Here is a 24,505-nt window from a genome sequence, read left to right on the forward strand (position 1 = left end):
TGCGTATTTCACCACCATGACCATTCCTATTGCTGCCGAGCCCGCACTCAGAATGCTGGTGAAGAATTAGGGAATGACGATCGACACATACTTTGATCAGGCACGATGATGTTGTGGCACGTCCGCCGGACTTCTATTCTCGGGACAGTTCTGCTGTTCAGACCCGAGGAGAGGACGACCACCATGGCCACCATGACCGCCATCAGTTCCTGTGCCGCCACCAGCTGCGCCTACAACAAGGGCGGCTGCAGCGCCGAGGCCGTGACCATCGGCGGGGACGGGGCCTCCTGCGGGACGTTCGTGGAGCTCGACGTGCGCGGCGGCCTGCCCGTCGCCGAGGGGCACGTGGGGGCCTGCCAGCGTCTGGAGTGCGCCCACAACGCGGACCTCCTGTGCACCGCCGACGCCATCACCGTGGGCGGCGACACGGCTCGCTGCCTGAGCTACACCGCCGGCTGAGCGAGCCGGTCCACGGCCGCCGGGAGATCCTCGAGGCGGCGTACGGGCGCCCCGAACGGCACGAACACCGTCCGGGTGCTCCCGGCCCCGACGTCCAGCCACGTGCAGCCGGTGGCGTCGACATCGGCCAGCACCGTCTGCCCCACCACCGGCGACATCGAGGCCGGCGTCGGGTGGCCCGGACCGACGACCCCCGGCCGGGCACCCGAGACGACCTCGGCGACGATCCCGTGGATGCGTGCGCACCCCAGGACCTCGACGGCGTCACGGCACACCCACTCCTGGTCGCGGGAGGGGAAGCACGGCGGGCCGGCCACGTCGGCGAAGGACATCGGCGTCACCCCCGCCTGGTCGTGCAGCAGCAGGCGGTCGAGGCAGAGCAGGGCCACCTGCGCACCCGAGCCCGCCGACCAGTCCACCTCGGGCGGCAGCAACCCCAGGCCGCTCATGGCCCCGGTCTCACTTTCGTCCATGAGGCGCAGGTGAGCCAGGGCGTGCAGGCTGGCCACCGAGACCCGGGTGCGGGGGTCGGCCCCGTGCTGGTCGATGCGGAGCCGGACCTCCCGGCGCGCGTCCGCCGGGTCCAGGGTCCCGGCCGGCAGGGCCACCACCGGCACGTCCGCCGCGGTGAGGCCGTGGGCGAGAGCGTGCAGGGGCCGGTCCGGGTCCTCCCGGTAGGCGACGACGGACGCCCGCCCGACACCGTGCAGCAGGCGAGCCGCCGTCGACCGGGCGGTCCCCTCACGCAGCCGCTCGGCCACCGTCGGGGTGGGCTGGGGTGACGTCATGCAGGTAAGGATAACCTCACCTCTTTAGCGAAAAGCAAGTGCGCGCATACCTGCAGGTCGAGGCTCAGGCGGGCGCGTGGCGGAAGCGGACGAGGACCACGCCGTGGTCGGTGCTGCCGTCGGCGCGGTGGTCGGCGGTGTGCAGGTGGTCGTTGTCGATGGTCAGCCCGTCGAAGAGCCAGCGCCGGCGCCGCGAGTGGTCGTAGAACTGCTCCGACACCAGCACGTGGTCCAGCGACTCGCGCAGGTCCTGGAAGACGTGCGTGTAGTAGACGTCGCGGGTGTCGCGGTACTGCTGCAGCGTCTGGGCGGTGTAGAGCGCGTTGTCGCCCCCTCCCCGGGAGTCGCCGACGAGGTAGCGGGGTTGCTCGGTCAGCAGGTTGAGGGTGTTGGAGTGCTGGCCGTCGTTGAGGTCGCCGAGCACGATGACGGGGCTGACGGTGCCCTTGAGCTGGGCCGTCAGGACCACCCGCAGGGCGGCGGCCTCGGCGGTCCGGCGGATCGTGGACAGGGCCGACCCGATGGCGGTGGTATGCGGCTTGTACCGGTCGCGGTCGGCGTCGTACCACCCTTCACGCCAGACCTGCGTCGGTGCCTTGGACTTCAGGTGGCACACGTAGACGCTCGTGGCGGGCTCGTCCCGGCGCGGTGCGATGTCGAAGCGGAGCACGGGCCGGGAGAAACCGCGGATGCGCACCGACACGTCAGGGGTCTGCGGGTCCTCGCCTCCCGACTCCAGCCTCAGGTCCTCGGGGAAGTCCTCGATCCAGGTGGCGGTGCCGGGCACGAGGAGGTCGCGCCGCACCAGCGCCGCACACACGATCCGGGCACCGGTCGCCGGACCGGCGAGCAGGGCGTACTCCTGCTCGAGCCCGGCCCGGGCGAGCACGTCGCGCAGGGCGTCGACGTGCCAGAGCTCCTGCAGCCCCACCACGTCGGGCGCGAGCCTGGCGACGACGCCGGCGGACCAGGCGACCTTGGCGGCGTACTCCTGCGGGCTCCAGCCGTCCTCGTCGCGGTACATCGGACCACCGGGCAGGTTGAGGTTGTAGAGGTTGAAGGTCGCCACGCTCAGCGTCGTACGGTCCACCGCTGTCCTCCTCGGGTCGTGGCCACCGGGTACCACGCTCTCAGAGGGGAGCGGACCGCATCAGATACCTGCCCACCCGGCGCCGGACGGTGCCGTCACGCCGAGTCCCGAGCCACGACCTCGGTGGGCAGCAGGCGGCCCTCCGGCCCGGCGGGGATCCCGGCGAGCTGGTCCAGCACCAGCCGGGCGGCGGCCGCACCCAGGTCGCGGGCCGGCTGGCGCACCGTCGTGAGCGCGGGCCGGCAGCGGCGGGCCCAGCTGGAGTCGTCGAAGCCCACCAGCGCGACGTCGCCCGGGACCCGTCGTCCGCTGGCGAGCAGGGCCTCCAGGGCACCCGCGGCCACGGCGTCCGAGGTGGCGAAGACCCCGTCGACGTCGGGGGCGCGCTCGAGCAGCTCGCGCATGGCGTCCCGGCCGGCGGCGTACTCGTAGAGCGGCCGCTCCACGACCAGCGCCGGGTCGAAGGCCGGGCCGAGGGCCGAGCGGAAGCCGGCGAGGCGGTCCGAGCCCGAGTCACGGTCGAGACCGACCGCGATGATGCCGACACGGGACCGCCCCTGGTCGACGAGGAGCTGGGTCACCGCAGCCGCGGCGCCGGCGTTGTCGATGCCCACCCAGGGCATCTCGACCCCCTTTGGCGGCCGGCCGACCAGCGCCGTCGGGAGGGTGGTCCGCTGCAGGGCGTCCAGCAGGGCGTCGTGCTCGCGTGCGGAGACGACCACCGCACCGTCGACGAAGCCGCCGCGCAGGTAGCGCACGACGCGCTCGGTGTCGCGCTCGGAGTCGATGACCAGGCTGACGAGCTGCTGGTCGGCCGTCGAGAGCACCTCGTTGGCCCCCAGCAGGATGGCGCCGATGTTGGGGTCCTCGAGGAAGAGCTCGTGCGGCTCGTGGACCACCAGCCCCACCGCGCCCGACCGGTTGAGGGCCAGGTTGCGCGCCGCCGTGTTGGGCACGTAGCCCACCGTGCGGACCGCCCGCTCGATGGCCTCACGGGCGTGGTCGGAGACGTAGCCCTCGCCGTTGAGCACGCGGCTCACGGTGCCCCGTGAGACACCGGCCGCGGCCGCGACATCGCGGATCGTCACGCGTCCGGCAGAGGGGGGCATGCTCCCGATCCTACCCAGGGGGTTGACAGCCGGCGGTGGTGACCGGCACGCTCTGTGCACGGTCACAGAACCTTCGCCGCGTCCTTGGAGCTGGTTCTGTGCACGGTCACAGGCGACCGACCGGGTCGCCCTGCGCGAAGGAGCGACGATGGTCCAGGTCGGCACCCCACCGGTGTGGTCACGCCGTCGCGTCGAGCCCGCCGAGGCGCCGGACCGCACCCCGTGGCGCACCGACCACCCGCTGCTCGGCTGCGACTACAACCCGGAGCAGTGGCCGCGCGAGGTGTGGCAGGAGGACGTCCGGCTCATGCGTGAGGTCGGCGTCGAGCTCGTGGCCGTCAACGTCTTCGGCTGGGCCGAGATCCAACCCGCCCCCGAGCGCTTCGACTTCGGGCGTCTCGACGAGGTGCTCGACCTCCTCCACGAGCACGGCATCGGGGTCAACCTCGGCACCGGGACGGCCTCTCCGCCGCCGTGGCTGACCACGGCATACCCGCAGGTCCTGCCGGTCGCCGAGGACGGCACCACCCGTTGGCCGGGCGGCCGCCAGGCGTGGTGCCCGAGCTCCCCGGTCTTCCGTGAGCTCTCCCTCGAGCTCGTGGAGCGGGTGGCCTCCCGCTACGGCCGGCACCCCGCCCTGCGCCTGTGGCACGTGAGCAACGAGCTCGGCGGGCACAACGCGCTGTGCTACTGCGACGCCAGCGCCGAGGCCTTCCGGCGGTGGCTGCGCGAGCGCTACCGCGACATCGAGGCGGTCAACCAGGCCTGGGGCACCTCCTTCTGGTCGCAGCGCTACGGCTCCTTCGACGAGATCCTGCCGCCGCGCCTCACGCTGTCCACCCCCAACCCCGGTCAGGCCCTGGACTTCCACCGCTTCAGCTCCGAGGAGCTGCTCGCGCAGCACCAGGCCGAGGCCGCGGTGGTCCGTGCCCACAGCCCCCTGCCGGTCACGACCAACCTCATGGTCACGGCGCACCAGCGCGACATGGACTACTGGGACTGGGCGCCGCACCTCGACGTCATCGCCAACGACCACTACCTCGACCACCGGCTCGCCGACCCGGCCGCCGAGCTGGCCTTCTGCGCCGACCTCACCCGAGGGCTGGCGCAGGGCCGGCCGTGGATCCTCATGGAGCACGCCACCGGCGCGGTCAACTGGCAGCCGGTCAACATCGCCAAGCAGCCGGGTGAGCTGCTGCGGGGCTCGGTGGCGCACCTCGCCCGCGGCGCCGACGCGCTCTGCTTCTTCCAGTGGCGGGCCTCGCGCCAGGGCGCGGAGAAGTTCCACTCCGCGATGCTGCCGCACGCCGGCACGGACTCGGCGACGTGGCGGGAGACGATCGAGCTCGGGACGATCCTGCGCTCGCTGCCCGACCTCGCCGGGACGCAGGTGTCCGCGCAGGTCGCCCTCGTCTTCTCCTACGAGAACTGGTGGGCCGCCGACGCCCCCAACCGGCCCAGTGAGCTGGTCGTCCACCTCGAGCAGGTCCACCAGGCGTATGCCGCGCTGCGGGCGGCCGGTGTCGGCGTGGACGTCGTGCGCCCGGGGGCCGCGCTGGAGGGCTACCGCGTCGTCGTCGTCCCCCACCTCTACCTCGTCCGCGACAGCGAGGCAGCCGTCGTGGCGGACTTCGTCGCCGACGGCGGGCACGCGCTCGTGACCTTCTTCTCCGGCATCGTCGACGAGGACGACCGGGTCCGTCCCGGCGGCTACCCGGGGGCCTTCCGCGACCTGCTCGGGGTCACCGTCGAGGAGGTCCACCCCCTGGCCGAGGGTGTGGTGCTGCCGCTGGAGGGCACGTCGGGCGGGACCGTGCGCCGCTGGACCGAGCGGGTCCGGCTCGACGGGGCCCGGGCGCACCGCCGACTGGGGGCGGGCCCGCTCGCGGGGCACCCGGCGGTGACCGTCCACGAGCACGGCACGGGACGCGCCTGGTACGCCGCGGCGGACCTCGACCCCGACGCCCTGCGTGCGCTCGTCGAGGAGGTCCTGGCCGGTGCCGGCGTGGACCCCGAGCCGGGCGCCGGTCCGCTCGTCGAGGTCGTCCGCCGGCGCTCCGTGCCCGCGGGCTCCGGGCCGGACTTCCTCTTCGTCCTCAACCACGGCCCCGACCCCGTGCTGGTCCCCGCGCGGGGCACCGAGGTGTGCACCGGCCAGGACGTCGACCCGACGCTCGAGGTGCCGGCCGGCGCCGTCCGCATCGTCCGACTCGCAGCCGAGGAGCAGTCATGAGCCGCCCGACCCGACGACGGGTGCAGCACCCGGGCGCGATCGCGATCTTCATCGGTCCGTTCGCGGCGCTGTTCACCCTCTTCTACCTGCTGCCGGTCGCCTACGCCGTCTGGCAGTCCACCCGCACCGTGGAGCGCACGGGCACCTTCGGCCCGGCCGAGGAGGTCTTCGGCGGGCTCACGCAGTACCGCGAGGTCATCGCCGACGAGGCCTTCTGGGCCTCGGTGGGCCGGGTGCTGCTCTTCGGGTCGGTGCAGGTCCCCATCATGCTGGGCGTCGCGCTGCTGCTGGCCCTGCTCCTGGACTCGCCGACCGTCAAGGGCGCGCGCTTCTTCCGGCTCGCCTTCTTCGCCCCGTACGCCGTCCCCGGCGTCATCGCGGCGATCATGTGGGGCTTCCTCTACTCGCCCAACCTGTCGCCGTTCACCGGCGTCACCCGCCAGGTCGACTTCCTCGGCAGCGGGCTCGTGCTGTGGTCGATCGCCAACGTCGTGACCTGGGTCTACGTCGGCTACAACATGCTCATCATCTACTCCTCGCTGCTGGCGATCCCGGGCGAGGTCTACGAGGCGGCCCTGCTCGACGGCGCCGGGCAGTGGCGCATCGCGTGGTCGGTCAAGATCCCGCTGGTCCTGCCGGCGATCATCCTCACCGGCGTCTTCTCCATCATCGGCACGCTCCAGCTGCTCGCCGAGCCCCAGGTCTTCCGCACCTTCTCCACCGCGGTGACCAGCGACTACACCCCCAACCTGCTCGTCTACACGACGGCCGCCGTGCCCAACCAGCCCCTCGCGGCCGCCTTCTCGGTGGTGCTCGCGCTGGCGACCTTCGTGCTCTCCTTCACCTTCCTCAAGCTGACCCAACGGAGGGCCTTCTCGTGAGCACGACACCCAGCGGCACGGCATACCGGCAGAGCCCGGTCTCCCGGGTGGGCGCGATGCTCGTCCTGGGCGTCTTCACCCTCTACTTCCTCACGCCCATCTGGTGGCTGTTCATCGCCGCGACCAAGGAGCGCGGCGACCTGACGACGACCAACCCGCTGTGGTTCTCCGACCTCAACCTCGTGGAGAACCTGCAGGGCGTCTTCTCCTACGGCGACGGGATCCTGCCGCGCTGGCTGCTCAACTCGGTGCTCTACGCCGGTGTGGGCGCCCTGGTCGCGACGGTGCTGGCCGGGATGTGCGGGTATGCGCTCGCGAAGTACGCCTTCCCCGGCCGGGAGGTCATCTTCAACGTCGTCCTCGGCGGGGTGCTCGTGCCGGCGACCGCGCTGGCGCTGCCGCTGTTCCTCATCTTCGCCCAGGTCGGGGCCACCAACACGTTCTGGTCGGTCTTCCTGCCCAGCATCGTCAGCCCGTTCGGCGTCTACCTCGCCCGCATCTACGCCGCCTCCTCGGTGCCCGACGAGCTGCTCGAGGCGGCCCGGCTGGACGGTGCCGGGGAGGTCCGCACGTTCTTCTCGGTGTCGGTGCGGCTCATGGTCCCCGCGCTGGTCACCGTCTACCTCTTCCAGTTCGTGGCGATCTGGAACAACTTCTTCCTGCCGCTCATCATGCTGCGCGACGAACGCCTCTTCCCGGTGACCCTGGGGCTCTACAACTGGAACACCGTGGTCAACCAGGTCCCCGAGCTGCGCCTCTACGTCCTCACCGGCTCCCTGGTGTCGATCGTGCCGCTCATCGTCGTCTTCCTGCTCCTCCAACGCTTCTGGCGCTCCGGTCTGGGCACCGGTTCGGTGAAGTAGCCCACCCACCCCTGAAGAAAGAGTGACATCCATGAAGATCACATCACCACTGCTGGGGGCCGCCTCGGTGGCCCTGCTGCTCACCCTGGCCGCGTGCGGCGGCGGCGACTCCGGCTCCGAGGGTGCCGCCGAGGGTGATGGCGGTGCCGCTACCGACTGCGAGCCCAGCGACGGGGAGGTCAGCCTGACCTTCTTCTCCTGGGTGCCGGGCATCGAGGGCGTCGTCGACATCTGGAACGAGCAGAACCCGGACGTCCAGGTCGAGGTGCAGACCGGCCCGAACGGCAACTCCGGCACGTACCAGAACTTCTTCAACCAGCTCGAGGCCGGCAACCCGCCGGACCTGGGCCAGATCGAGTTCGACGCGCTGCCCAACTTCCGCGTGCAGGACGGCCTGACCGACATCGGCGGGTGCGAGGGCGTGATGGACTCCCAGGAGCAGTTCGTCGACTGGACCTGGAGCCAGGTGCAGCTCGGCGAGGAGGACGCGGTCTACGCGATCCCGCAGGACACCGGGCCGATGGCGATGTTCTACCGCGAGGACCTCTTCACCGAGGCCGGGATCGAGGTGCCCACGACGTGGGAGGAGTATGCCGCCGCCGCCGAGCAGGTTCGGGAGAACGACGGCTACATCACCAACTTCTCCACCAGCGACATCAACCAGTTCGCCGGTCTCGTGTGGCAGGCCGGCGGTTCCTGGTTCGGCAACGAGGGCGACACCTGGCAGGTCGGGCTGGACAGCGAGGAGTCGGTGCAGGTCGCCGACTACTGGAACGGCCTCATCCAGGACGACCTCGTCTCCACCCTCCCGCCGTGGACCACCGAGTGGGACAACGCCTACAACAGCGGCGACGCCTGGACCTGGGTCTCGGCGGTCTGGGGCGCCAACTCGATCATGTCGGGCGCCCCGGACACCGAGGGCGACTGGCGGGTGGCGCCCATGCCGACCTGGGGCGACGAGCAGGCCGCGGGAAACTGGGGCGGGTCCACCACGGCCGTCTTCAAGGGCACCGAGCACCCGCACGAGGCGGCGCAGTTCGCCCTGTGGCTCAACACCTCGGAGGAGGCGCACGAGGCGCTCATCGAGGCCGCCAACCTCTACCCCGCCACCACCGAGGGCCAGCAGCTGCCCGCGCTGTCCGAGGGGGTGCCGTTCTACGGCGGCCAGGAGATCTACGAGGTCTTCACCGAGGCCGGCGCCACCGTGCCCACGGACTGGACGTGGGGCCCGACGATGACCCAGGTCTACAACGACGTGTCCGACGGCTTCTCCGCCGCGGCGAGCGGCAACGGCAGCCTCGCCGAGGCGCTGGCCGCGGCCCAGGAGTCGACGACGAGCGCGCTGGAGAGCCAGGGCATTCCCGTCGGGGAGTGAGCCCGGGTGGGGCGGGTGGTGTCCCCACCCGCCCCCACCGCCCGCACCGCCCGTACCCGAGTCCTCTCGACCGTGGTTCTGCCGCCCGGGCAGCAGAACCACGGTCGGGCCGGGTGACGGACAGCGCCTGACCGTCGTCCTCCTGCCCCGGCAGGGATTTTCCGGTCGGGCGGGCCCGCCCCGTGGCACGATCGGCCCATGCACCCCGCGGACAGCCACGACGTCATCCGGGTGCGCGGCGCCCGGGTCAACAACCTCCGGGACGTCGACGTCGACATCCCCAAGCGCCGGCTCACCGTCTTCTCCGGCGTGTCCGGGTCCGGCAAGTCCAGCCTCGTCTTCGGCACCGTCGCCGCCGAGAGCCAACGGCTCATCAACGAGACCTACTCGGCCTTCCTCCAGTCCTTCATGCCGGTGACCAGCCGGCCGGAGGTGGAGGAGCTCGACGGGCTGTCGGCGGCGATCGTCGTCGACCAGGAGCGGCTCGGCGCCAACGCGCGCTCGACCGTGGGCACCGCGACCGACGCCTACGCGCTGCTGCGCATCCTCTTCAGCCGGCTGTCCGAGCCGCACGTCGGACCCAGCTCGGCCTTCTCGTTCAACCTGGCCAGCGCCAGCGGCAGCGGCCGGGTGGTGGTCGACAAGGGGGGCAAGCCACCGAAGGGCGAGGCCGCGACCTTCGAGTTCATCGGCGGGATGTGCCCCGTGTGCGAGGGGCTCGGCACCCGCGCCGCGATCGACGAGGACGCCGTGGTCGACCGCGGCAAGAGCCTCAACGAGGGCGCCATCCTCGTCCCGGGGTACGGCGTGGGCACCTGGGGCTGGAAGATGTACGGCGACGAGGGGGCGGCGGCCGACGGCAAGCTCGACATGGACAAGACGCTCGCCGACTACTCCGAGCGCGAGTGGCACTGGTTGATGCACCAGGAGCCGACGAAGGTGAAGTTCGCGGGGATCAACCTGACCTACGAGGGCCTGGTCGTGCGGATCCGGCGCACCCTCTTCGGCGACAAGGAGCCGAAGCAGAAGCACATGATCGAGTTCAAGGAGCGGGTCGCGACGACGGGCCCCTGCTCCGCGTGCGGCGGCACCCGGCTCAACGAGGCGGCGCGGACCGCGACGGTGCACGGCACGACGATCAGCGAGTGCACGGCGATGCAGGTGAGCGACCTCGCCGGGTGGGTCCGGGCGATCGACGACACCTCCGTGCAGCCGCTGGTCGCCAACCTGGCGGCGATGCTCGACGCGTTCACCGAGATCGGGCTGGGCTACCTCTCCCTCGACCGGGAGGCGGGGACCCTGTCCGGGGGCGAGGCGCAGCGGGTGAAGATGATCCGCCAGCTGGGCAGCGCGCTCACCGACGTCACCTACGTCTTCGACGAGCCGACCGTCGGGCTGCACCCGCACGACATCCGCCGGATGATCGCGCTGCTGACCTCGCTGCGCGACAAGGGCAACACCATCCTCGTGGTCGAGCACAAGCCGGACGTCATCGAGGCCGCCGACCACGTCATCGACATCGGCCCGGGTGCCGGCAGCGACGGCGGCACCATCACCTTCGAGGGGGACGTCGCCGGGCTGCGCGGCTCCGACACCGTCACCGGTCACTACCTCGACCACCGTATGCCGCTGCGCGAGGAGGTGCGCACGCCCACAGGGTCGATCGAGATCCGGGGTGCCTCGACGCACAACCTGCAGGACGTCGACGTCGACCTGCCGACCGGGGTGCTCGTCGCGGTCACCGGGGTCGCCGGGTCGGGCAAGAGCTCCCTGGTCCACGGCTCGCTCGGGGGCCGCGAGGACGTGCTCATCGTCGACCAGTCCGCGATCCGGGGCTCGCGGCGCTCCAACCCGGCGACCTACTCCGGGCTGCTCGACCCGATCCGCACCGCCTTCGCCAAGGAGAACGGCGTCTCCGCGTCGCTCTTCTCGCCCAACTCCGAGGGTGCCTGCCCGGCCTGCAACGGGCAGGGCGTGATCTACCCGGAGCAGGGGATGCTCGTCGGCGGCCCGTCCCGGTGCGAGACCTGCGGGGGCCAGCGCTTCCGCGACGACGTCCTGGAGCACACCCTGCACGGGCTGACCATCGCCGACGTCTTCGAGCTGTCCATCGCACGGGCGGCCGAGGTCTTCAGCACGGGCAAGGCCCGGGGCATCCTGGCCCGGCTGGTCGACGTCGGCCTGGGGTACCTCCGGCTGGGCCAGCCGCTCACCACGCTCTCCGGCGGGGAGCGTCAACGGCTCAAGCTGGCCGCCCAGCTCGGCGGCAAGGGCACCACCATCGTCCTCGACGAGCCCACCGCCGGGCTGCACCTCGCCGACACCGAGCGCCTCGTCGGCATGCTGCACACCCTGGTGGACCAGGGGCACAGCCTCGTCGTCATCGAGCACAACCTGGCCGTGGTCGCGAACGCCGACTGGGTCGTCGACATCGGCCCGGGGGCCGGCCACGAGGGCGGCCGCGTCGTCTTCCAGGGCACGCCCGCGCAGATGGTCGCGGACGGGGACACCCTCACCGCCGAGCACCTGCGGGAGTGGGTCGCCTCCTGACCACCGGGAGCCGCATCTGGTCGCCTCCTGACGACCTCGTCGGGCCGGTGCGACCTCATCCTCGCGACCGAGCCGATCTCGCACCCCAGGTGGATGTGCGAGCGGGGGGTCGAGCGCGAGGGTGGGGTCATCGGTCATCGACACCTGGGAGGGCACGACCATGCACCGCCGCACCACAGCCACCGTCACCGCCACCGCGCTCGCGCTGAGCCTGGCCACGATCCCGGCCGCCACCACGGTGCCGCAGGACTCCCGGGACGCCTCGCCGACGCGGACCCCGGTCGGCGCCCTCGGCGCGGCCGACGACCCCGCCGACCAGGAAGCCGTCCGGGAGGCGCTGCGGGGGGCCGCGGCGCAGGCGGCGACCCGGGTGAGCGTGCAGCGCTCGTCCCCGTCGGCCACCGCGCAGGACGTGCCCGGCCCCGCCCGGCTGCCCAGCTTCCCCCGCCCCGACCTCGACGCCGCCCTGGACCAGCTGGTCACCGACGGCGCCATCGGCGTGACGGCGACGGTCGAGACCCCCACGCTGCGCTGGTCGGACGCGGCCGGCACCCGCGACCTCGCCGGGCGGACGCCGGCGCTGGAGCGCAGCCCGCTGCGCGTCGCCAGCAACACCAAGATGATGGTCGCCACCCTCGTCATGCAGGAGGTGGAGGCCGGGACCTGGACGCTGGACACGCTGGTGGACGACGTCATACCGGGCCTCTTCCCGGACCACCCCGGGGTGACGATCCGCCACCTGCTCAGCCACACCTCCGGTATGCCGCTGGGCACCTACGAGCTCATCGCCCCCTACGCGGGGACGGACCCGGAGGACTGGGACGCCTTCGTGTCGGCGATCGGCCGCGACTACAGCGACGCCGAGCACATCGCCGCCGTCAACGCCGCGCCGTGGGTCGGGGAGCCGGGTGCGCAGTTCAGCTACTCCAACGCCGGCTACGTCGCGCTCGGCATGCTGCTCGAGGAGGCCACCGGCGAGCAGGTCGAGGCGCTGGTGGACGAGCGCATCCGCAGGCCCGCAGGCATGGGGCAGACCCGCGTGCTCGACGAGCCTGGCCTGCGTGGTCCGGCCCTGCACGAGGCGATGTACGTCGACGGCCGGGGCTGGATCGGGCTGGACGGCTTCGACCCGGACGTCTTCTCGCACAGCGGGTCCGCGCTCAGCACGGTCGAGGACCTCGACGACCTCACCCGGGCCCTCCTGTCCGGCGACCTGGTCTCGGAGGAGTCGGTCGAGCAGATGGTGACGCCGTCCTCGGAGAACCCCCTGGGCTACGGGCTGGGCACCTACGCCATCCCCGACCCCTGCCGACCGGGCGAGTTCCTGCACGGCCACGACGGGGCGAGCTTCGGCTCGCTCAGCCTGGCGCTCAGCTCGCGCGACGGCTCGCGCCAGCTGGCTCTCGGGGTGACCGGTCGCGACCTGACCGTCGCCCAGGACGCGCTCTACGACCTCACCGACCTGCTGGTCCCGATGCTCGTCGCCTCCTGCTGACGGCAGCGCCCGCGGTCGCCTGCTGGCGACCACGGGCGGGGCCGGGTGGGGTACGGGTCAGGGGCGCTCGTCGGTGCTGTCCCACTCACCCTCGGTGACGTGCATCGCGGCCTCCTCGGCCGCGTCGCCGGCGCCGGCCTCGGGCTGGTCGACGTCCTCGCCCGCGTCGCCGCCGAGGACGTCCTGGTCGGCCGGGATGGCGTCCGGGTCGTCGCCGCCGAGCAGCTCGGGCTCGCGCGAGGTGTCCTCGCCGCCGTGCTCGGGCCGGCCGTAGGAGGTGCCCTCCTCGGGCAGCTCCTGGGCGATCCGCTGGTCGATGGTCTCCTCGCTCGCGTCGTCGTCGGCGAACTCCGAGCTGACCGGACGCCGGTCCGGCGGGCTCCAGGCCACGTCGGCCGTCGAGCTCGGCTCGTCCAGGTTGACCTCGGCCTCGGCCTCCTGCTCGGGGCTGTAGTCGGGGATGCCGCTCTCGTCCTCGTAGGGGTTCTCGCTCATGGCTCCACAGTGTGCCCTGCGCCCTCGTGCGGCAACTGCGCAGGGCGGTCCGTAGCATCGCCGGGTGCTCCGCATCGCCACCGTCAACATCAACGGCATCCGCGCCACCCTGCGTCGTGGCTTCGGGGAGTGGATGTCCGGCCGGGACGCCGACGTCGTGACCCTGCAGGAGGTCCGCTGCACCCTCGCCGACCTCCCCGACGACGCCTTCGGCGGCTACCACGCCGTCTACGAGCCGGGCACCATCCCCGGCCGCAACGGCGTCGCCGTCCTCACCCGGCAGCCACCCGCCGCGGTGCGCACCTGGGGGGCGGAGGTGCTCGTGCGGGCGCCGGGCGAGCGGCATACCTCGACCGTGCCGGCGCAGGTCCCCACCCTGGCCCGCGGGATCTCCCGGTATGCCGCGGAGGGACGCTACCTCGAGGTGGACCTGGCCGACGCACCCCTGACGGTGGCCACGCTCTACCTGCCCAAGGGTGGCCTCCCGGCCCACCTGCAGCGGCCCGGCCGGATGCGGGAGGCGCCGGACGGGGGCGCGAAGTACCAGCGCAAGATGCACTTCCTCGACGCCTTCGGCCGCCAGCTCGCCCGCGCCCGCCGCGAGGCCAGGGCCCGGGGACGCGACCTGCTGCTGACCGGTGACCTCAACGTCGCCCACACCCACCTCGACGTCGCGGCCTGGCGCCGCAGCCAGCAGGCCGAGGGCTTCCTCCCCGAGGAGCGCGCCTGGCTCGACGCCCAGCTGTCCCCCCGCACCCTCGTCGACGTCGTGCGGCGCCTGCACCCGGACACCGCGGGTCCCTACTCGTGGTGGTCCTGGCTGGGGCAGTCCTACGCCAAGGACGTCGGATGGCGCATCGACTACCACCTGGCCACGCCCGGGCTGGCCCGACGCGCGGTGCGCGCCGAGGTCGACCGGGAGCACGCCGGGACGCGGCTGTCGGACCACGCGCCGGTGGTCGTCGACTACGACCTCTGAGCGCGTCGGGCAGGCCGGCGCCCGGCCCTGCGCCGCGAGCCCTCGGCGCCCGCGGCCGTCAGCCGGCGTCGAGGTAGCCGTGGACGAGGGACACCACGGAGGCGCCCTCGCCGGTCGCCGAGGCGACCCGCTTCATGCTCCCCGCCCGGATGTCGCCGGCCGCGAAGATCCCCGGGACGCTGGTGGCGAGCGGGGGCGGCGGCAGCTGCTCCACCCACCGCTGCTGCGGCACCTGCCGGCCGGTGAGCACGAAGCCGCGCTCGTCCCGGGCCAGCTCCGGGGGCAGCCACTCGCAGTGCGGCTCGGCCCCGATGAGCAGGAAGAGGCCACCCACCTCGACCCGGGTGCGCACCCCGGTGCCGCGCTGCTCGAGCTCGAGCCACTCCAGGCGGTCGTCCCCGCCGCCGTCCACCACCTGGCCCCGGCCGTGGACCGTGATGCGGGGGTTCGCGTCGAGCTCGGCGACGAGGTAGGCCGACATCGTCGAGGAGAGGTCGTCGCGGCGGACCACGACGGTGACCGTGCGGGCGAAGCGGGCGAGGTGCACGGCCGCCTGGCCGGCTGAGTTGCCGCCCCCCACGACGACGTCGCGGCCCTCCATCTCGCGGGAGGCCGCCATCGCCGCGCCGTAGTACACCCCCCGGCCCACCAGCTCCTCCAGCGGCGCGACCCCGAGACGGCGGTACTCCACGCCCGTGGCGACGACGACGGTCCGGGCCACGACGTCCCCGCCCTCGGTGACCACGCGGTGGGGACCGGGCTCCCCGGGGACCAGATCCACGGCGGGCCACCCGGTGTAGAACTGCGTCCCGAATCGGATGGCCTGCGTCCGCGCCCGCTGGGCCAGGCGCATACCGGAGATGCCCCGCGGGAAGCCGAGGTAGTTGCGGATCATCGAGCTGGTGCCCGCCTGCCCGCCGATCGCCTCCGCCTCCAGCACGACCGTGCGGAGCCCCTCGCTGGAGGCGTAGACCGCCGCGGCGAGCCCGGCCGGGCCCCCGCCCACGACGGCGACATCGGCGACCTGGTCCTGCTCGATCTCGTCGGGACGGCCGTAGAGCCGGGTCGCCACGTCGCGGACCGAGCGCACCGCGCCCACCCGGCCGTCGAAGGTCGCGACGACGGGCCACCCGGGCGGGCCCTCCAGCCGAGCGAGCACGGTGCGGCCCACCTCGCTGTCCGGGGTGTGCACCCCGGTCGGCGCCCCCACCCGCCCCAGGTAGTCCACCAGCGCGCGGGTCAGGGCGTCCTGCTGCGGCGCGACGATCTGGACCGACTCCACCTCGGGCGTCGCGACCGTCGCGTTCCAGTCGTTGAGCAGCTCGCCGATGGCGACGTGGAACTCCTCGTCGCGCTTGCCGCGCGGCATGAGCAGGAAGGCGTCGAGGGCGCCGGTCGCGGTCGGGGTCCGCATCTCGGCGGACCCCTGCCGGAAGTGATCCCAGTGGCAGACCGCGACGCGGCGGGCGGTGGGCACGAGGTGGCGCAGGGCGGCGAGCACGTCCTCGGTGGCCACCCCGGCCACCGGGTGGTCGACGACGAGCAGGGCGATCGGGATGCCGTCGGCCACCATCGTGGCGATGAGCTGCTTCGCGGCCAGCGGCGTGCTGGTGGGGATGACGGCGTACTCGCCGCTGTAGCGCGCGAACTGCGACAGCAGGGTGTCCAGGTGCGTGCCGGAGAGGACGACGACGGCCGGCGTGTGGCTCACGGGCCCAGGGTATGCCGGTTCGGCCCTCTCGCTCAGGTGGCGAGGTGGTGCACGAAGCACCAGCGCCAGCTCTCGCCCGGCTCGGCGGACTGCATGACCGGGTGGCCGGTCTCGTGGAAGTGGGCCGTTCCGTGCTGCATCGGGGAGGAGTCGCAGCACCCGACGTGCCCGCACTCCAGGCACTGCCGCAGCGCGACGACCTCGCGGCCCTCGCGCTCGCACGGCTCGCAGACGGGGTTCTCGACGCGCGGTGCGCGGGGGTAGGCCTGGAGCTCGGCGCACTGGATGTGACCGTCGCTGCCCGTCGCCCGGATGTCCTGCCGGGCGGCCCTCGACGTGTCGATCATCGACTCCTCGAGGTCGAGCATGCCGAGCACCTGGCGCACCACCGTCGACGGCACCTTGCCCTTGGCCCGGATGTGCATGATGCGCTCGCGCTCCGCGGCGATCATCGCGAGCCGCAGCTCGGCATACGTCTCGGAGGGGGACTGCCGCCCCTCGGTGGTCGACAGCTGCTCCCACGCCGCGAAGGTGCGCTGGTCCAGGCGCTGCCGGATGGTGCGGGCGACCTCCGCGTCCGTCTCCGTCTCGAGCTCCTCGAGCCGCTCCAGCCCCGCGGTGGCCGCCTGCTGCAGGAGCGTCGCACGCGCCAGCGCGTCGTCGGCGGGGTCGGGGGCACGCACCCGCAGCATCCGGGTGAGCGCGGGCAGGGTCAGGCCCTGGAGCAGCAGCGTGCCCGCGACGACGGTGAGGGCCACGAGCAGCAGCAGGTCGCGGTAGGGCACGTCGACCGGCAGGATGAACGCGGCGGCGAGGGTGACCACGCCGCGCATCCCCGCCCAGCCGATGAGCGTCGTCTCGGCCAGCCCGGCGGGCTGACGGCGGTCGCCGAGGCGGCTGCCCAGCAGCGGCCGGGTGAGGTGGACCCAGGCCATCCGCACCGCCACGACCGTCACCAGCGTCCCCAGGCAGACGGTGACGATCGTGCCGAGCGGGAGCTCGGAGCCGGAGAGGTCCTCGACGATCCAGCGCGCCTGCAACCCGATGAGCAGGAAGACGACATTCTCCAGCAGGAAGGAGATGGTGCTCCACGTCGTGCTCTCCACGATGCGGCCGCGGGCCGTCTGCAGGGTGAGCGACCGGTGGCTCAGGAGCAGGCCGACGACGACGACGCCGAAGACGCCCGAGGCGCCGACGGCCTCGGCCAGCAGGTATGCCGCGAAGGGCGTCACGAAGGAGACGGCGGTGTCCAGGAGCGGGTCGTGCACGCGACGCCGGATCCAGGCCACGAGACGGTAGAGGACGAGGCCGACCAGCACCCCGCCCCCGGCGGCCAGCAGGAAGTCGCCGGCCACACCGGTGGCGCTCACGCCTCCCGCCATGGCGGCGATGGCCGTGCGCAGCGCGACGAGGGCGGTGGCGTCGTTGAGCAGCGACTCGCCCTCGAGCACGGACACGACCCGTCGCGGCAGTCCGATGCGGCGCCCCACGGCGGTGGCCGCCACGGCGTCCGGCGGGGCGACGATCGCCCCGATGGCCAGCGCGACCGGCCAGCCGATGTCCGGGAGCAACGCCACCATGAGCCCGGCGACCGCCACCATGGTCACGAGCACGGCCGCGACCGACAGGAGCAGGATCGGCCGCAGGTTGGCCTTGAGGTCCACGAGCGAGGTGGACAGGGCAGCGGTGTAGAGCAGCGGGGGCAGCAGGCCGATGAGCACGATCTCCGGCGAGAGGTGGACCTCCGGGACCCCGGGCACGAAGGACAGCCCGATGCCGACGACGGTCAGCAGCAGCGGCGCCGGCGCCCCGAGGCGCTCGGACAGCGCCTCGCCCGCGATGACGACGACCGCGAGCAGCACGAGCAGGACGGCGATCTCCACGAGGTGATTGTCCTCCACCCGCCCGCCGGGTGGCGCGGCCGCGCAGTCGCCGCTGGCCCGGGCGTCGACCCGGTGCTCAGGTGGGCACCTGGGCGGGGCGCCCGTAGACTGGGCCGAAGGCTCCCGGGCCGATCCTGGCCGCCGGAGAACGTGACCCTGCAGGAGGGCCCTTGCCCCAGGACGGACGAGGTCAGGTGCAGCAGAAGCCCGAGGACGAGGTGGTGCTCCTCGACGAGCACGCCCGGCCCGTGGGCACGGCGCAGCGCCTGACCGTGCACGACGAGAACACCCCGCTGCACCTGGCGTTCTCCCTCTACCTCTTCGACGGTCAGGGCCGGGTCCTCATGACCCGACGGGCCCTCGCCAAGAAGACGTGGCCGGGGGTGTGGACCAACGCGTGCTGCGGCCACCCCCGCCCGGGCGAGGAGGAGGTCGACGCGGTGCGGCGACGGCTCGGCGAGGAGCTCGGCGTCACCGTCGAGCGTCTGTCGGTCGCGCTGCCCGACTTCCGCTACCGCGCGGTCGACGCGAGCGGCGTCGTCGAGCACGAGATCTGCCCGGTCTTCGTCGGGACCGTCGTGGGCGAGCTCGACCCCGCCGCGGAGGAGGTCGCCGAGCACCGCTGGGTCGACTGGGACGACCTGGTCGCCACCGCACGGGCCACCCCCTGGCTCATCAGCCCGTGGGCGGCCGAGCAGATCCCGCTGCTGGAGGCCGAGCGGGCGCGGCTGCCCCTCGAGGCACCCGTGCCCGGTGACGACCCGGCCGACCTGCCGGTCGGGGACACCCTGGCCCGCGTCGGCGAGCTCATCGACCGCGAGTGCGCCTGGACCGAGCAGATGTGGTCGGGGCTGTCCGCGGCCGGCCCGGTCGACCTCCTCTCCCCGGATCCGGGCGACCTGCCGACCTGGCTGCGCGACCTCGTGCGTGCCGGCGGCAAGCGGCTGCGCCCGCGCATGTGCCACTGGGGCTTCGTCGCGGCCGGCGGCCGCGCCGACACCCCCGCCCACGAGCACGTCGTCCGCGTGAGCGCGGCGCTGGAGATGCTCCACGCCTTCGCCCTCATCCACGACGACGTCATGGACGAGTCGCCCCTCCGACGTGGGGCCCCCGCGGCCCACGTGGTGGCGGCCGACCGGCACCGGCGAGGGGGCGGACACGGCGACGCCGCCCGTTTCGGGGACAACCTCGCCATCCTGCTCGGGGACCTGGCCCACTCGGTGGCGGACCGGTTGGTGGTGCCGCTGCCCCCGCTGCTGCGCGACTGCTGGTACGAGCTCAACCTCGAGCTCATCGCCGGTCAGCGGGCCGATCTCACCGGGGCCGCGGCCGGCCGACGGGACGCCGGGCACGCCCACGACGTCGCGGCGCTGAAGTCGGGCGCCTACACCATCGAGCGCCCCCTCCAGCTGGGGGCGATGGCGGCGCGGGCCGACCCTCGGCAGCAGGAGATCCTCAGCTCCTACGGCTGGCACCTCGGCCGGGCGTTCGCCTGGCGGGACGACGTGCTCGGCGTGTGGGGCGACGACGCCGTGACCGGCAAGCCGTGCGACGACGACCTCCGTGAGGGCAAGGCCACGATGATCTGGGTGCTGGGGGCGGAGCGGCTCACCGGGGCCGCGGCGGAGACGATGACCCGGATCACCACGCCGCAGACGCGGCCCGACGACGTGCGCGTGCTGCGGCAGGCGCTGGAGGAGGCAGGAGTGCGCGAGGAGATGGAGCGACGGATCGCCGAGGAGGTCGAGGCGGCGAAGGCCGTCCTGGACACCGACCGGCTGAGCGAGGCCGGCCTGGCCGGGCTGCGCGACGAGGCGAGCGCGATCGCCTGGCGGGACGCATGAGCCACGTCGTGGTCGTCGGGGCGGGGCTGAGCGGCCTCGCCGCCGCCTGCCACCTGGTCGGGGACGGCCACCGGGTGACGGTGGTCGAGCGGGAGGACGTGCCCGGCGGCCGCGCCGGCCGGCTCACCCGCGACGGGTTCACCTTCGACACCGGCCCGACGGTGCTCACGATGCCCGACCTCATCGACCGGCCGCTGCGGGCCGCGGGCTCGAGCCTCGCCGAGCGCCTCGACCTGAAGCTGCTGGACCCGGCATACCGTGGCTTCTTCGCCGACGGCAGCACCCTGGAGGTGCGCCACGGGCACGAGGCGATGCGCGCCGAGATCCACCGCGAGTGCGGCAGCCTCGACGCCGCCGCCTTCGACGAGTTCGTCATCTGGCTGCGCCGGCTCTACCTCACCGAGATGGGGTCGTTCATCGACCGCAACTTCGACCGGCCCACGGACCTGCTCGCCGACCCCCGCGCCGCTGCGAAGCTGCTGGCCATGGGCGGCTTCGGTCGCCTGGGCCCGATGATCCGGCGACGGTTCCGGGACGAGCGGCTGCACCGGCTCTTCTCCTTCCAGGCGATGTATGCCGGGCTGGCCCCGGACGAGGCGCTGTCCATCTACGCGGTCATCACCTACATGGACTCGATCGAGGGGGTCTACTTCCCGAAGGGCGGCATGCGTGCCGTCCCCGAGGCGCTCGCGGGTGCGGCCGCCGACGCCGGCGCCGAGTTCCGCTACGGCACCTCGGTCACCGAGCTCGTGCGCGACTCCTCCGGCCGGGTGCGGGGTGTGGCCACCGACGACGGCGAGCGGATCGCGGCCGACGCGGTGGTGTGCACCGTCGACCTGCCCACGGCATACCGGTGGTGGCTGCCCGACGTGCGCCCCCCGCGGGCGGTGAGCGGTCTGCTGGGCGGCAACTACTCGCCCTCCTGCGTGGTCTGGCACGTCGGCGTCCGCGGGGTGGCGGACGGAAAGGCGCACCACAACATCCACTTCGGCCACCAGTGGTCCGAGGCGTTCGACGACCTGCTCAAGCGCGGGACCCTCATGAGCGACCCGTCGCGGCTCGTGACCATGCACTCCCTCGACGACGAGGAGGCGGCGCCGGAGGGTCACAGCACCCTCTACGTCCTGGAGCCGGTGCCCCACCTCGAGGTCGGCAGCATCGACTGGGAGGCGCAGTCGACCCGCGACATGATGCGCGAGCGCCTGCTCGGCTTCCTGCAGGAGAACGGCTACCCCACCGACATCGTCACCGAGGAGCTCGTCACCCCGGCCGACTGGCACGACCAGGGCATGGCGGCCGGCACCCCCTTCGCGCTGGCGCACACCTTCCCGCAGACCGGGCCGTTCCGCCCCAACAACATCGACCGGCGGGTGCCGGGGCTGGTCTTCGCCGGCTCCGGGACGGTGCCCGGCGTCGGGGTCCCGATGGTGCTGCCCTCCGGACGGCTGGCGGCCCAGCGGGTAGGCCAGATGCTGGGTCGTCCGGCCTGACCCGGGCCCTGCGAGGCCTCACCAGGGTCCGGCGCCACGTCGTGTCAGGCGGGCATCGACTGGGTGCTCGTCCCCGCGTCGACGAGCTGGTCTCCCCGGCCGTGCATGTATCGCGCCGTGGTGGCGTCATGGTGCTGGAGGTAGACACGCGTACGCGGGGCCAGGACCCGGAGGCCGCCGAGGGCGAGCACGGCGTCCGTGGGCGTGGCCTGCGCCGACCGGTCCCGGCGCAGCTGCGTCCAGGCGGTGCGCACCTGCTCCCAGTGCCGCGCCGCGACGGCGAAGGATGCCGGGCAGACCAGCGGGTCGGGGTCGTGCGCGCCGTCCTGCCGGGTGGCCGTCCAGGCCGCCAGCTCCCTCGACACGGGGTAGCCCAGAGGACCCGGCGGCAGGAGGTCCAGCACCTCGGCCTCGAGCACGGTCGGCGGCCCGTCGACGGCCGGGCCCGCGAGCTCGGCGTAGGCCTCGAGGAGGCCGGTGGCGGGAATGCTGCGGACGTCGAGGAAGATCAGCACCTCGACGTCGGCGGTCGCCGCCTCGTCCATCGCCATGAGCATCGCCCGGTGCTGCCACCCGCACGGGGTCCGGGGCATCTGCATCCGGGGCACCCGGGTCTCCCACCGGTCGGACCGGATGGGCAGACGGTTGCGGGTCAGCTCCCGGTCACTGACCGAGGCCACCACGTGCACGTCGGGGGGCCACGTGCTGAGGGACAACCCGTCGACCTGCCCCAGCAGGGCCTCGTGCTCGTGGTGCACCACAGTGGCGACGGCGGTACGCGGGCGGGCAGGGGCAGCGGTGGGTGAGCCTGCAGGGCGCGGCGTCGTCCTGCCTCGCACCGTGCGACGGAACGGCCCACCGGCCGTGTCCTGACGCGTGACCGGTTGCTGTATCGGACTCGTGCTGGTCATGCTGCTCTCCCTCGTGGACGGTCGGCGCCCTGCACATGGGGAGAAGGAAGGTGCTGCTGCATCCGTCACAGCACGAAACCCCGTCCCTGCGGCACCATCAGACGTGTGATGATCAGCTGCCGGGTCCGGGGCAACGGCCGTCACCATGGGCGACGACAGAAGAAAACTACAGGGCGGTCTGGCGCGGGGCAAGCGAGAACGTGGCGTCCGACGCTGCCGGGTTCGGCTGCTCAGGCGCGGGTGTCGGGCGGACGTCGCGCAGGCCCGAGGGTGGCCCGCACCAACGCCGCGCGCCCGGCGGGGGGCATTGCGGCGAACATCCCCCACATGGCCGCCCCCAGCGACCCGGACCCGGCGTCCCGGGCCATGACGGCCCGCTGGCGGTGCACCGGCAGGGTGCCGAAGGCCTCGAAGAGCGCGACGGTACCGGCGGTGTCGAGCCGCAGGAGCGCGCGCAGCCCGGCCTGCCGGAGCAGGTCCCCGGGGCGTGCCGGGTCGGCGACCGAGGGCGCCTCTCCTGCTGCGAGCCGGTCGGCGAGCGACCGCGCCGAGCGCAGCGAGTGCGCCACCGAGTAGCCGGTGACGAGGTGGCCCCCGCGACCGGCCGTGCCGACGGCGAGGGTGTCGGGAGGCGCAGGCTCGTCCCGCCCGCGCATGGGGATCCAGACCGTCTCCCGGGCGAGGGGGTCCTCGACCGCCCCGGCCCGGACACCCCTCCGCAGGAGCCGTCGGCGCAGCCGCTCACGCAGCGCCGGGACCCCCAGCGCGGGGGAGGCGGCGAGGCAGGTCTCCTCCAGCAGGACCCGATCCTCGTCCAGCGGGAGGGCGTAGAGGAAGCTCGGCACACCCCGCGGGGAGTCGGGAGCCTCCGACCAGTCGGTGCTCCAGTCCATGAGGATCCCCTCGGCACCGGCCAGCGCCGGCGCCGCGTCCGCACGGTCCACCACGATGCCGTACGCGGTCTGCGCGGGAGCCGGGTCCTGCGGCCGCCGCCCGGCCGGGCGCGCGCCGCGCGCGTCCACCACGACCCTCGCCTCGGCGGCCAGCCCGCTCACGCCGGCGTCGTCCAGCCGGGCCTCGCGCAGCTCGACCCCGTCCAGCGGCAGGGCGGCCTGCAGCGCCGCGTTGTCGAGCACGGCATACGCCCGGGGCAGCCGGTGGCGGCCCCGTGCCCACAGCTCGGGCACCTCGATCCGCTGCCGCACGACCCCGGGTGGCAGACCGACCAGCTCCTCGGTCCACGCGCCGTAGGTCGGGGTCCAGGCAGCTCCCGGTCGCGGGTCGACCGCGAGCACGGACAGGCCCCGGGCCGCGCAGGCCGACGCCAGGGCTCGTCCGGCCGGGCCGAGCCCGACGATCGCCACGTCCTTCACGCGCGTCTCACCTCCGGCGCCGACCCTAGCCGCACTAGGCTGACGCCATGCATTCCGGAGCGTCGGCGGCCGACCCCCACCTGGAGCTCGGCTACGAACGGTGCCGGGAGCTGACCAAGAGGCACGGGACCACCTACTACTGGGGTGCCCGGCTGCTGGCCCCGGAGCAGCGCCGCGACGTCTACGCCGTCTACGCGCTCTGCCGCCTGGCCGACGACATCGTCGACGAGCCCGAGACGGTCGACGTGCCCGTGCCCGCCGACCCCGACCCGGGGGTCCGGCTGCGCGGCTTCGAGCAGCTCTTCACCGACGCGCTCGCGCAGGGCGGCTCCGCCGACCCGGTCATGGCGGCGGTCGCCGACAGTCTGCGGCGCCGCGGCACCGACCCCGAGTGCTTCGACCGCTTCTTCCGCGCCATGGAGCTCGACCTCACCCGGGAGACCTGGGCCAGCTGGGAGGAGCTGCGCGACGGCTACATGGAAGGCTCGGCCGCCGTCATCGGCGAGATGATGCTGCCGGTCCTCGAGCCGCACGACCCGGCCGCCAAGGGCCCGGCCCGGTCCCTCGGGCTGGCCTTCCAGCTCACCAACTTCCTGCGCGACGTCGGCGAGGACCTCGACCGGGGGCGCGTCTACCTCCCGCAGGACGACCTCGCCCGGCACGGCGCCGACCCGCACGAGCGTCGGGTGACGCCGCAGTGGCGCACGATGATGGCCGAGCAGATCGAGCGCAACCGCGGTCTCTACGCCCACGCCTCGCAGGGCGTCGCCATGCTGCCGGCGCGCAGCGCCCGGTGCGTGGCCACGGCGCTGCGCATGTACGCCCTCATCCTCGACCGGATCGAGGCTGCCGACTACGACGTCTTCACCGAGCGCCGCCGTGTGCCGCGCCCGGTGAAGGTCGCGCTGCTCGCCGACGTGCTGGCCCGTGGCCCGCTGCGGCGGCTCCCCGGACCCGTGGGCGCGCGGTGAGAGGT

19 protein-coding genes are annotated in these 24,505 nt (G+C 73.3%); 11 read left to right on the plus strand and 8 right to left on the minus strand.

The features are described 5' to 3' along the window. Positions 1-183: 183 nt before the first annotated feature. Positions 184-459, plus strand: coding sequence for a DUF1540 domain-containing protein (locus tag FHD63_RS00350; protein WP_139719160.1), 276 nt, complete (start codon positions 184-186; stop codon positions 457-459). Here FHD63_RS00350 and FHD63_RS00355 read toward each other — a convergent pair. The 3 genes from FHD63_RS00355 to FHD63_RS00365 all read right to left on the minus strand — a co-directional run bounded on the left by FHD63_RS00355 (position 444) and on the right by FHD63_RS00365 (position 3,446). Further along, positions 444-1,247, minus strand: a complete 804-nt coding sequence (locus tag FHD63_RS00355) for a hypothetical protein (RefSeq protein WP_139719162.1) — start codon at positions 1,245-1,247, stop codon at positions 444-446. The two genes, FHD63_RS00350 and FHD63_RS00355, sit on opposite strands and share 16 nt — an antisense overlap. 64 nt (positions 1,248-1,311) lie before the next feature. After that, positions 1,312-2,337 carry an endonuclease/exonuclease/phosphatase family protein gene (locus tag FHD63_RS00360; protein WP_139719164.1) on the minus strand — a complete coding sequence of 342 codons (1,026 nt, stop codon included), beginning with the start codon at positions 2,335-2,337 and terminating at the stop codon, positions 1,312-1,314. Positions 2,338-2,432: 95 nt separating this feature from the next. After that, positions 2,433-3,446 (minus strand): LacI family DNA-binding transcriptional regulator, encoded by a 1,014-nt coding sequence (locus FHD63_RS00365; protein ID WP_139719165.1) that lies wholly within the window; start codon positions 3,444-3,446, stop codon positions 2,433-2,435. Positions 3,447-3,594: 148 nt separating this feature from the next. Here FHD63_RS00365 and FHD63_RS00370 point away from each other — a divergent pair, with 148 nt between their 5' ends. The 6 genes from FHD63_RS00370 to FHD63_RS00395 all read left to right on the plus strand — a co-directional run bounded on the left by FHD63_RS00370 (position 3,595) and on the right by FHD63_RS00395 (position 12,843). Continuing rightward, the gene (locus tag FHD63_RS00370) at positions 3,595-5,679 is read left to right on the plus strand and encodes a beta-galactosidase (RefSeq protein WP_139719167.1); all 2,085 of its coding nucleotides are present in this window, start codon (positions 3,595-3,597) and stop codon (positions 5,677-5,679) included. Next, entirely contained in the window at positions 5,676-6,560 is an 885-nt protein-coding gene (locus FHD63_RS00375; protein WP_139719169.1) for a carbohydrate ABC transporter permease, read from the plus strand. The genes FHD63_RS00370 and FHD63_RS00375 overlap by 4 nt, the downstream gene beginning before the upstream one ends. 56 nt (positions 6,561-6,616) lie before the next feature. Continuing rightward, a complete protein-coding gene (locus tag FHD63_RS00380) occupies positions 6,617-7,423 on the plus strand; it encodes a carbohydrate ABC transporter permease (RefSeq protein ID WP_139722899.1) in 807 nt (268 codons plus the stop codon). A gap of 31 nt (positions 7,424-7,454) precedes the next feature. Next, entirely contained in the window at positions 7,455-8,798 is a 1,344-nt protein-coding gene (locus FHD63_RS00385; RefSeq protein ID WP_139719171.1) for an ABC transporter substrate-binding protein, read from the plus strand. A 198-nt stretch (positions 8,799-8,996) separates the two neighbouring features. After that, on the plus strand, positions 8,997-11,348 hold the full coding sequence (locus FHD63_RS00390) for an excinuclease ABC subunit UvrA (RefSeq protein ID WP_139719173.1): 2,352 nt from the start codon (positions 8,997-8,999) through the stop codon (positions 11,346-11,348). 160 nt (positions 11,349-11,508) lie between these two features. After that, a complete protein-coding gene (locus FHD63_RS00395) occupies positions 11,509-12,843 on the plus strand; it encodes a serine hydrolase domain-containing protein (RefSeq protein WP_139719175.1) in 1,335 nt (444 codons plus the stop codon). A 57-nt stretch (positions 12,844-12,900) separates the two neighbouring features. Here FHD63_RS00395 and FHD63_RS00400 read toward each other — a convergent pair whose 3' ends face one another. Continuing rightward, positions 12,901-13,338: a hypothetical protein gene (locus FHD63_RS00400; protein WP_139719177.1), complete on the minus strand. Its 438-nt coding sequence runs from the start codon at positions 13,336-13,338 to the stop codon at positions 12,901-12,903. Positions 13,339-13,402: 64 nt separating this feature from the next. On the opposite strand from FHD63_RS00400, the gene FHD63_RS00405 reads away from it, so the two are divergent. Beyond that, positions 13,403-14,317: an exodeoxyribonuclease III gene (locus tag FHD63_RS00405; protein ID WP_139719179.1), complete on the plus strand. Its 915-nt coding sequence runs from the start codon at positions 13,403-13,405 to the stop codon at positions 14,315-14,317. 58 nt (positions 14,318-14,375) lie between these two features. Here FHD63_RS00405 and FHD63_RS00410 read toward each other — a convergent pair whose 3' ends face one another. Together FHD63_RS00410 and FHD63_RS00415 are read right to left on the minus strand one after the other, a co-directional pair. Next, positions 14,376-16,028 carry an NAD(P)/FAD-dependent oxidoreductase gene (locus tag FHD63_RS00410; protein ID WP_139719181.1) on the minus strand — a complete coding sequence of 551 codons (1,653 nt, stop codon included), beginning with the start codon at positions 16,026-16,028 and terminating at the stop codon, positions 14,376-14,378. A 32-nt stretch (positions 16,029-16,060) separates the two neighbouring features. Then, entirely contained in the window at positions 16,061-17,911 is a 1,851-nt protein-coding gene (locus FHD63_RS00415; RefSeq protein ID WP_139719183.1) for a Na+/H+ antiporter, read from the minus strand. A 194-nt stretch (positions 17,912-18,105) separates the two neighbouring features. Here FHD63_RS00415 and idi point away from each other — a divergent pair, with 194 nt between their 5' ends. Both idi and crtI read left to right on the plus strand, forming a co-directional pair. Further along, positions 18,106-19,755, plus strand: coding sequence for an isopentenyl-diphosphate Delta-isomerase (gene idi / locus FHD63_RS16945; protein ID WP_139719185.1), 1,650 nt, complete (start codon positions 18,106-18,108; stop codon positions 19,753-19,755). Beyond that, the gene (crtI, locus tag FHD63_RS00425; protein WP_139719187.1) at positions 19,752-21,245 is read left to right on the plus strand and encodes a phytoene desaturase family protein; all 1,494 of its coding nucleotides are present in this window, start codon (positions 19,752-19,754) and stop codon (positions 21,243-21,245) included. Before idi ends, crtI begins: the two co-directional genes overlap by 4 nt. 44 nt (positions 21,246-21,289) lie before the next feature. Here crtI and FHD63_RS00430 read toward each other — a convergent pair whose 3' ends face one another. Further along, complete coding sequence (locus tag FHD63_RS00430; protein ID WP_139719188.1) at positions 21,290-22,006, minus strand: hypothetical protein; 717 nt, start codon at positions 22,004-22,006, stop codon at positions 21,290-21,292. A 380-nt stretch (positions 22,007-22,386) separates the two neighbouring features. Further along, positions 22,387-23,529, minus strand: coding sequence for a lycopene cyclase family protein (locus FHD63_RS00435; RefSeq protein WP_139719190.1), 1,143 nt, complete (start codon positions 23,527-23,529; stop codon positions 22,387-22,389). 47 nt (positions 23,530-23,576) lie between these two features. On the opposite strand from FHD63_RS00435, the gene FHD63_RS00440 reads away from it, so the two are divergent. Then, positions 23,577-24,500, plus strand: a complete 924-nt coding sequence (locus FHD63_RS00440) for a phytoene/squalene synthase family protein (protein WP_139719192.1) — start codon at positions 23,577-23,579, stop codon at positions 24,498-24,500. The last annotated feature ends 5 nt before the right edge of the window (positions 24,501-24,505 follow it).

It is taken from the genome of Serinicoccus chungangensis (assembly GCF_006337125.1).
Lineage (GTDB): Bacteria > Actinomycetota > Actinomycetes > Actinomycetales > Dermatophilaceae > Ornithinicoccus > Ornithinicoccus chungangensis.